Origin of the sequence: Mesorhizobium sp. M7A.F.Ca.US.014.04.1.1 (assembly GCF_003998745.1) — a bacterium.
GTDB lineage: Bacteria > Pseudomonadota > Alphaproteobacteria > Rhizobiales > Rhizobiaceae > Mesorhizobium > Mesorhizobium ciceri.
Genome location: NZ_RZRW01000227.1, coordinates 1 through 8,725, shown reverse-complemented (window position 1 = coordinate 8,725; position 8,725 = coordinate 1). Strand labels below are relative to the sequence as shown.

Annotated in this window: 6 protein-coding genes and 1 pseudogene; 3 read left to right on the top strand and 4 right to left on the bottom strand. The window is 64.6% G+C overall.

Features of this window, described 5'->3' with window-relative positions; translation table 11 throughout:
• The first annotated feature begins 569 nt into the window (after positions 1–569).
• On the top strand, positions 570–1,508 hold the full coding sequence (locus EOA22_RS16650) for a diacylglycerol kinase family protein (protein WP_063168825.1): 939 nt from the start codon (positions 570–572) through the stop codon (positions 1,506–1,508).
• Between the two features lie 79 nt (positions 1,509–1,587).
• On the opposite strand, the gene EOA22_RS16645 is transcribed toward EOA22_RS16650, so the two are convergent.
• The 3 genes from EOA22_RS16645 to EOA22_RS16635 are packed head-to-tail and all read right to left on the bottom strand — an operon-like array spanning position 1,588 to position 5,326.
• Complete coding sequence (locus EOA22_RS16645) at positions 1,588–2,505, bottom strand: NAD(P)-dependent oxidoreductase (protein WP_063168824.1); 918 nt, start codon at positions 2,503–2,505, stop codon at positions 1,588–1,590.
• Complete coding sequence (locus EOA22_RS16640) at positions 2,502–3,713, bottom strand: mandelate racemase/muconate lactonizing enzyme family protein (protein ID WP_063168823.1); 1,212 nt, start codon at positions 3,711–3,713, stop codon at positions 2,502–2,504. Before EOA22_RS16640 ends, EOA22_RS16645 begins: the two co-directional genes overlap by 4 nt.
• Positions 3,710–5,326 (bottom strand): GMC family oxidoreductase N-terminal domain-containing protein, encoded by a 1,617-nt coding sequence (locus tag EOA22_RS16635; protein WP_063168822.1) that lies wholly within the window; start codon positions 5,324–5,326, stop codon positions 3,710–3,712. The genes EOA22_RS16640 and EOA22_RS16635 overlap by 4 nt, the downstream gene beginning before the upstream one ends.
• A gap of 238 nt (positions 5,327–5,564) precedes the next feature.
• Here EOA22_RS16635 and EOA22_RS16630 point away from each other — a divergent pair, with 238 nt between their 5' ends.
• Both EOA22_RS16630 and EOA22_RS16625 read left to right on the top strand, forming a co-directional pair.
• A complete protein-coding gene (locus EOA22_RS16630; RefSeq protein ID WP_063168821.1) occupies positions 5,565–6,506 on the top strand; it encodes a phosphoribosylaminoimidazolesuccinocarboxamide synthase in 942 nt (313 codons plus the stop codon).
• Between the two features lie 368 nt (positions 6,507–6,874).
• Positions 6,875–7,270, top strand: coding sequence for a hotdog domain-containing protein (locus EOA22_RS16625; RefSeq protein ID WP_013530049.1), 396 nt, complete (start codon positions 6,875–6,877; stop codon positions 7,268–7,270).
• Positions 7,271–7,284: 14 nt separating this feature from the next.
• Here EOA22_RS16625 and EOA22_RS38890 read toward each other — a convergent pair.
• Positions 7,285–8,643 (bottom strand): annotated as a pseudogene (locus tag EOA22_RS38890) (autotransporter domain-containing protein).
• Positions 8,644–8,725: the final 82 nt, after the last annotated feature.

Here is an 8,725-nt window from a genome sequence, read left to right as displayed (position 1 = left end):
GGACACGGTCGCGGCAGCACCTTCCGTAAAGTCGTCGCGCCTTGCCGGCCTTGATTTTGACGGTCCTGCCAGTCCGCCGCCCGAGAGCAGCGTCCGTTCGGGACCACGCCGGTCTCCACCCTTGCGAGCTTTGCCCTGCGCACCATCGAAGGTTTTTGCCGTCCTTCATGGCAGCATCGGTCCGCCGTCGGCGTTGGCACGCTTTCCGCGGCCCCGTAGGTCTCGGCTCCGTCCCTCGAAACAGGCAAGCCTGCTCTCGCTTCGGGCCGTACGGGCCTCAGGAAATCCGCCTTTCACTTCGCCTTTCGGCTTGATGATCGGTAGCCGCCTGAGATGGGTTTAATGTACACCGAGTAAGGGTCCTGGGGAATGGCCGCTGCCCTGTGGATAGCGGGATTACCGGGGATCGTTAGCCACAAACCGGGGAATTCGAGCGCCGGCTGCTTTAGACAGCCCGCCCGCTTTTTTGCGTACGAGCCGACAGCGCCCCTTGCTCCGCCGGTGGTCGCGGGCTTCAATGCCGGCAAAGGATCGGACCTGCATGTCCGGCGCCGGGGAGGGCGGGTATTTTGAAAGTCGGAGTGGTTCTCAACCCGATTGCCGGTGGCGGCCGGCTGAAACGGCATTGGCCTGATGTTGCCGTGTCGCTGAAAAAGCATTTCGGCGAATTCGAGCTGCGCGAAACGCAGGCCGAAGGCGATGCCGAAAGGCTGGCAATCGATCTCGCAATGATTGGCTTCGATCTGGTGATTGCGGCCGGCGGTGACGGCACCGCCAGCGAAGTGGCCGACGGGCTTCTGCAGGCGGCCCAGGAGAGCGGCCGGATCACTGAACTTGGCCTGTTGCCGTGCGGCACCGGCATCGATTTCGCGCGCGGGCTCGGCCTGCCGAAAGAGGTGGATGCCGTGCTGAAGCGGTTGGCCGAAGCCAAGGGTCGCAAGGTCGATGCCGGGCGCATCGGCTACATCGACGATCACGGCGCGCTGGCCAGCCGGCACTTCATCAACATCGCCAGTCTCGGCCTGTCCGGCGCCACCGACCGCGCCGTCAATGCCGACAAGCGCAAGGGCAGGATGTCGGCCAAGGCACTGTTCCTGTGGCGCACCGTGGTGGAGTTCATCCGCTACCGTTTTCAGGACGTCAGGATCACGGTCGATGACGGCGCACCCGTCGAAGCGCGCATGGCGCTGGTGGCGGTCGCCAATGGAAAGTTCTTTGGCGGCGGCATGATGATCGCGCCGGATGCCGACCTGACCGACGGGCAGTTCGACATCGTCATCCTGCGCGCCGCCGGCAAGCTGAAGCTGATCTGGGACATCCGGCTGCTCTATGGCGGCCGGCACCGCAACCATCCGGCGATCACCATCCTGCGCGGCAGGAAAGTGGTGGTCGAGCCGCTCGGCGATGCGTCAGAGAATGGCGCCCTGGTCGATATAGACGGCGAGTCGCCGGGACGCATACCCGCGACCTTCGAGATCCTGCCGGGTGCATTGACGCTCAGATACTGAATCAAGCCGTTGACAGATTGATTCAGATGAATCCGCCCATCAATCCAACGTCCTGAAATCGCTTGATAACTGGCTGATGTCAGAGTTCCAGCTTGGCCGGAAAACCGGGCGCGCGCAGGTCGGTATCGACGGCATCCTCGAGCAATTTGACGATCTGGGTGGACCAGGCGCTGCCGCCATATTCCTGTTTGCCCATCTGGAAAATCTCACTCACAAGCGGCGCCAGTTGGAGCGGCAGTCTGAATTCCCTGCCCATCGCCAGCGCGAAGCCGAGGTCCTTCAGCGCCAGGTCCATGGTGAAGCCGATGTCGTAGGAGCCGTTGAGAATGAGCTGGCTTTCGGTCTCGTGGACGAAGCTGTTGCCGGAGGAGGCTGAGATGGCATGGTAGGACTGGGCGAGGTCGAGCCCGCCTTGTTTGGCCAACATCAGCGCCTCGCCGGCGGCGACGAGATGGATGAAGGCGAGCATGTTGGTGATCACCTTGATCACCGCCGCCGAGCCGACCGGACCCATCAGGAACGACTTTGCGCACATCGCCTCGATGGCCGGCCGATGACGTTCGTAGAGCGCTGGATCGCCGCCGACCAGCGCGGTGATCTTGCCAGCCGCCGCCAGATGCACGCCACCGGTGACCGGGCATTCCAGCGTCTCGACGCCCCTGGCCGAGGCGAGGGCCGCAAGGCGAAGAATCTCGTCGCGGCCGTTGGTGGACATCTCGATCCAGGTGCCGCCTTGGGGTAGGCCCTCCAGCAATCCGCCGGGTCCGGCCAGCACCGCTTCGCTGACCTTGGGCGAAGGCAGGCACGTGATGGCATTGCCGGCCCAGGCGGCGGCCTCGGCCGGGCTGCTCGCGGCAGTGGCGCCGAGCGCCACCAGGCGCTCGACGGCGGCCGGATCGCGGTCGAGGACGGTGACGGCAAAGCCGTTGCGGATCAGGCTGGCGGCAAGGTTTCCGCCGAGATGGCCAAGCCCGATGAAGGCGTAGCTCTTGCTCACGGCATCAGCGGGGTCTGCATCATCTGCAGATGCAGGTCCTTGCCCGTATAGGGGTGCGCGTCGCAGACCGCTTCGTTCAACTCGACGCCGAGGCCGGGCTCCTTCGAGGGGACGACGTTGCCGTCCTGCCACTCGATCTTCTTCTTCAAGAGCGTGGCATGGAAACCGTCCCACTGCTTCAGCGATTCCAGGATGAGGAAGTTGGGCAGTGTCACCGCCAGCTGGATGTTGGCCGCACCGACGATCGGCCCGCAATAGCAGTGAGGGGCGACCTGGATGTGGTAGGCCTCGGCCATCGCCGCGATCTTCTTGGTTTCGAGAATGCCGCCGGAGCGGCCGAGGTCCGGCTGCAGGATGGTCGCGGCGCGGTTCTCGATGACGCGGGCGAACTCGAACTTGGTGGTCAGCCGTTCGCCGGTGGCGATCGGGATCGAGGTCGCGCGGGCCACTTGCGCCATGACTTCGGGCATGTCAGGCGGCACCGGCTCCTCGAACCACAAGGGATCATAGGGCTCGATGGCGCGCGCCATGCGCAGCGCGCCGGACGCTGTGAACTGGCCGTGCGTGCCAAACAGGATGTCGGCGCGGGTGCCGACCGCCTCGCGGATCGCCTTGATCATGCGGGTGGACAGGTCGATATCGACAAGACGCGGCTGGTGGCCGTCGAAGGCGGTGTAGGGGCCGGCCGGGTCCAGTTTGACGGCGTTGAACCCCTGTTCGACATATTCGAGCGCGCAGGCGGCGGCGAGATCGGGGTCGTTGTAGACGTTCTTGCCGTGCGCATCCTCGGAGTGGACGCTGCCGGTGTGCGGATAAAGATAGGTGTAGGAACGCAGCGTTTCGTGCACCTGGCCGCCGAGCAGTTTGTAGACCGGCTTGTCGGCCTCCTTGCCGATGATGTCCCAGCAGGCCATTTCCAGCGCCGAGAAGCAGCCCATGCCTGACACGTCGGGCCGCTGGGTGAAGCCGGACGAATAGGCGCGGCGGAAGAAGTTCTCGATGTCGTGCGGATCGCGGCCGACGAGATAGCGCTCGGCCATGTCCTCGACCATCCGGGCGGTAACATGGGCGGAGAAGGTGGCGTTGTAGGCCTCGCCATAGCCGACCACGCCGCCATCGGTGGTCAACTTGACGAAGATGAAATACTTGCCGCCGATGCCGGGCGGCGGATTGTCGACAACCCAGGTCTTGACGTCCGTGATCTTCATTTTTGGTCCTCCAGAACCAGTTCGGCGCCCTTCCAACCGGTCATGATCGAGGCGGCGTTGGTGTTGCCGGTGATGTTGTCGGGGAAGATGGAGGCGTCGATGACGCGCAGGCCGTCGATGCCGTGCACCTTGAGACGCGGGTCGACGACGGCGCGCGCCGGATCGGGCCCCATGCGGCAGGTCGAGACCGGATGATAGACAGTGCCCGAGCGCTTCCTGAAATCCTGAATCAGGTCTGCATCGGAAGTGATTGACGGGCCTGGCAAAACCTCTTCCTCGATGATCTCGGCCATGGCAGGCATCGAGGCGATCTTGCGGACGAATTTCACCGCCGCCAGCATCTCCTCGACATCGGCATTGGTGGAGTAGGCATTGGCCGTTATCCTGGGGTACTCGCGCGGATTGGCCGAGCGGATCATGATCTCGCCACGGCTCGACGGGCGGCAGTTGGACAGGCCGATGGAAAAGCCCGGCCATGGGTCGGGCGTCAGGATGGGACGCTCGCCGCTCTTGGGAATGACGGTCGAGAATGCCTGGAAATAGAGCTGCATGTTGGGCCGCGTCGCCGCCGGGTCGGTGCGGAAGAAGCCACCGGCATTGTTCATCGACAGCGACAGCGGGCCCGAACGGGTCAGGATATATTGCATGCCGACCAGCAGCTTGCCCCACCAGGGACGCAGCGTCTGGTTGAGCGTCGGCAGCTTGCCCTTGAAGGTGTAGTTGATGCCGACATGATCCTGCAGATGCGCGCCGACATTCTCGTTGGCGTGGACCATCCGGATGCCCAGGCCTTTCAGCAGCGCGGAAGGCCCGACGCCGGACAGCTGCAGCAATTGCGGCGAGTTGACCGAGCCGCCCGACAGGATGACTTCGCGACCGGCACGCGCCGACTTCGTCTCGCCGTTCTGCTGGTATTCGACACCGACGGCGCGCTTGCCCTCGAACAGCACCCTGGTCGCCAGCGCCTTCATCTCGACGCGGACGTTGGCGCGCTTCATCGCCGGGCGCAGGAAAGCGCGCGCCGCCGACATGCGGCGGCCGTTGCGGGTCGAGATCTGGTAGACGCCGACGCCTTCCTGGGCAGCGCCGTTGAAATCCGGGTTGAAGGGCAAGCCGGCCTGCTGGCCGGCGACGAGATAGCGTTTGGTCAGCGGGTGGACGGCGCCCGAACAGTCTGTGACATGCAGCGGGCCGCCGACGCCGCGCCATTGGTCCGCGCCGGCCTGGTTGTCCTCGAGCGCCTTGAAGGCGGGCAGCAGATCGTCATAGCCCCAGCCGGGATTGCCGGCGGCGGCCCAGGCATCGAAATCTTCGCGCGCGCCCCTGATCCAGACCATGGCGTTGATCGAGCTCGAACCGCCGAGCAGCTTGCCGCGCGGCCAGTGGTCGGCATTGCCGGCAAGCCCCGGGTCCGGCTCGGCCTTGTAGTTCCAGTTGACGCCGGGATCGAAGAAGGTCTTGCCGTAGCCGAGCGGCATCTGCACGTAGAAGCGGCGGTCGCTGCCGCCGGCCTCCAGCACCAGCACCGAGAAGCGCCCCGAGGCCGACAGTTTTTCAGCCAGGACCGAGCCGGCCGAGCCGGAGCCGACGATGATGAAATCATAGGTCTGCATGATGGAAATGGGAGGCTCCGAAAAATTGGCTGCAGCCTAGACGCGACGGCATTCCGAAGTCGCCGCGCCATCCGGCATCAGTTGTGAAAAAAGCGACCGTCGAACCGATCAGGTTTGCGGGGATTCCCGACAATCGCGCTTGATATCTATCGTCCCGACAGCCTATGCGGTGGCACTATCTTGGCGCATAACTTTTCGGAGTTATGCTCTGGCCACTCTGCGGAAGGCAGGAAATCATATGCGGACCCTCCCTGACGCGTTCATTCCCGAACTGCCGGGCCACTACAGCGGCAAGGTCCGCGAAAACTACGATCTGGCGGATGGCCGGCGCATCATCATCGTCACCGACCGGCTCAGTGCCTTCGACATCATCCTGACCTCGATCCCCTACAAGGGAGAGATACTGACCCAGACGGCGCGCTACTGGTTCGAGGAAACCGCCGATATCTGTCCGAACCATGTTCTCGAATACCCCGACCCGAACGTCGTCGTCGGCACGAGGCTCGACATCCTGCCGGTCGAGATCGTCGTGCGCGGCTATCTGGCGGGAACCACCAGCACCTCGATCCTGACGCGCTACAAGCGCGGCGACCGCGACATGTACGGTATCCGCCTGCCGGACGGCCTGCGCGACAATGAAAAGCTGGCCGAGCCGATCATCACGCCGACCAGCAAGGCCGCGCATGGCGGCCATGACGAGCCGCTGTCGAAAGCCGAGATCCTCGAACAGGGTCTTCTCACGCAGGCGCAGTGGGACACCGTGTCCGGCTACGCTTTGCGGCTGTTCGCCCGTGGCCAGCAGCGCGCCACCGAGCGCGGCCTGATCCTGGCGGACACGAAGTACGAATTCGGCACCGACAGGAACGGGACCATCATTCTTGCCGATGAAATCCACACCCCGGACAGCAGCCGGTACTGGATCGCATCGAGCTACGAACAGGCGCTCGCCGACGGCAGCCGGCCGGAGAGTTTTGACAAGGATTTCGTCCGGTCGTGGGTCTCGGCGCGCTGCAACCCCTACAGCGACCCGATACCTGAGATACCGGCCGAGATCGTCGAACAGGCCTCGCATGTCTATGCGCAGGCCTATGAGGCGATCACCGGCAAGGAGTTCTCTCCGGACCTTTCCGGGAACAGCGTGCTCGATCGCATTCGCACGAACCTCAGGCGCTATTTCTGATCGATCTTCGCCGGGTGATGCGAACTGCCGTCCCATGGCCATGCCCAGGGTCTACGAACTCGGGTTAACCGGTCCTCGGAAACCTTCGCCGGTGTGTTGGCTGACGGAGCAAACGAAAAACCCGCCTGTGCGGCGGGTCACTGGCGCAAATCAGCACCATAGGCAAAAATGTACCATAGCTGAGGGCACCCAGTCAAGAAAAAATTCCTATCGTGAAAAAGCTGCCCGGCAAAAAGGCTGCCGACACCGCGCGCCGGCTGTCGCAGGTCTTTTGCCAGTCCGAGCCTGTGGCCATGCCGTGGCTCGTTGACCTTCTGGCGCCGTGACGATACGGGATCGAGGGCAGCCAGTCTCGAAGGATTTCTCGCATGGTGCACTACGCTGAAGGACGGCCGCTTGGCGATCTGACGCTGCGCACCCTGGCCATGCCTTCGGACGCCAATGCGGCCGGCGACATTTTCGGCGGCTGGGTGATGGCGCAGATGGACCTGGCCTGCGGCATCCGCGCCGCCGAGCGCGCCAAGGGCCGCGTGGTGACGGCGGCGGTGAAAGAGATGTCGTTCGCCAAGCCGATGAAGATCGGCGACACGCTGTGCATCTACACCCATGTCGAGCGCGTCGGCCGCACCTCGATGACGCTCAAGGTCGAGGCCTGGGCGCAGCGCTACCTCTCCGACCTGATGGAGAAGGTCACCCATGCGGATTTCGTCATGGTGGCGCTGGATGGCGAGGGCAAGCCGAAAGCGGTTCCCGCCGAAGGCTGAGGCAAGCCGAAAAATCAGAAGCGCACTTGCATCGTGGCGCGGACGCCCTGGTCGGCCGCCTTCTTCCCGAACTGACCGGAGTAGCTGATCCCCAGCGTGGTGCTGTCGGCGATCCGGAAATCGAGCCCGGCCCCGACGATGGCTGTATCCCTAGCGATCGGCACGCCGGCAATGGTGAAGAGGTCGCCACCGGCGAAGGCCATGTCTGCGGTCGGCGTGGTGTCGCCGAAGGCATGACGCCAGCCGAGCGTACCCTGCGCGGTTGCTTGCATTCCGCCGAGGTCGAAGCCGGCCGAGGCCCGCAAGCCGAGCGTGGTGAAGGTGGTCTCGGTGGTCGAGGCAGCGGATGTGAGTGCGGCGGCGCGCCCCTTTTCCGTGAAGCTGTCGGTGTGGAGGTTGACATAGGCGAGACTGGCGAAGGGCTCGAAGGCAGCCATGCGCGTCTCGAGGCGATAGCCGGCCTCACCGAAGACCTGCGCGGTGCCGGCATCGTATTTCGCCGTCAGCGCATCGACGAAGCCTGGAACGACGACGTTGCGGCTGGTGTCGATCCGGTTCCAGCTGTAGGCGACGCCGCCGCGCAGGCCGAGGCCGTCCCACTGTCTACCGCCATAAAGGCTGATGTGATAGGTGTCGCTGGAGCCGGAAGAGGCATGATCGTCGACCTAGAAACTGGCGTGGTTGTAGCCGGTCAGCAGGCCGACCCGCCAGGCTTCGCCGATCACGGTGTCGGCGCCGGCGAGGAAGCCGCCGGTGGAGCGGTCGAGGCCGGCGGCATTGCCGTCGCCGCTCGCCGTGCCCCAGGAGCCGAAAGCCTGCCCCCACACGACGAAACGGCTGGTGTCAGCCTCGACCAGCTCCGGGCCGCCCTCGCCATAAGCCATCACTGGCATGGCGGGAGCGGCGACGTCGCCCATGGCCGCCCGGACGCGGGCGGTTGCGGCATCGGCGACGAAGCGGCTGTCCTCGATCAGCATCCCCTTGGCTGAGGCATGAACCTCGCCCGACGCGGCATCCAGCGCCAGGCGCGCTGCGTCCTTGTCGGTCATGAGCAGCATGGCCCATGCAAGCGCATTGCCTTCGCCCAGCCGATCGAGGGCTCCGGCGGTCGCGAACTGGTTGCGGGTGGTGGCGACGTTGGCGACCGCGACGTCGTTGCGCGCCAAGGCGAGGGTGATGTCGTTGCCGTCGCCGCCCTTGTAGTTGATGAGATGGTCGAGGAAGAGAAGGTCGTTGAGGTTGCCGACGGAGGCGAAGGTGCCGGCGACATCGGCAGCGCCATTGTTCTGGATGATCGTGTACGGCCCGTTGCGCAGGTTCCAGCTCTCGGCTGTCGCCGGCGTCAGGACCAGGTTGAGCGTGGCGCCTGATATGTCGACCGTGCCGCCGACGATCAGCCTGTCGGCGCCGGATGGGGTCGCCTCGACCTCCAGGACGCCATGGTTGACATAGTTG

Excerpts from the sequence above, each read along its gene's own strand:
- EOA22_RS16625 (WP_013530049.1), top strand. The coding sequence starts at position 6,875 with ATGGTGCACTACGCTGAAGGACGGCCGCTTGGCGATCTGACGCTGCGC.
- EOA22_RS16635 (WP_063168822.1), bottom strand. The coding sequence starts at position 5,326 with ATGCAGACCTATGATTTCATCATCGTCGGCTCCGGCTCGGCCGGCTCG.
- EOA22_RS16630 (WP_063168821.1), top strand. The coding sequence starts at position 5,565 with ATGCGGACCCTCCCTGACGCGTTCATTCCCGAACTGCCGGGCCACTAC.
- EOA22_RS16640 (WP_063168823.1), bottom strand. The coding sequence starts at position 3,713 with ATGAAGATCACGGACGTCAAGACCTGGGTTGTCGACAATCCGCCGCCC.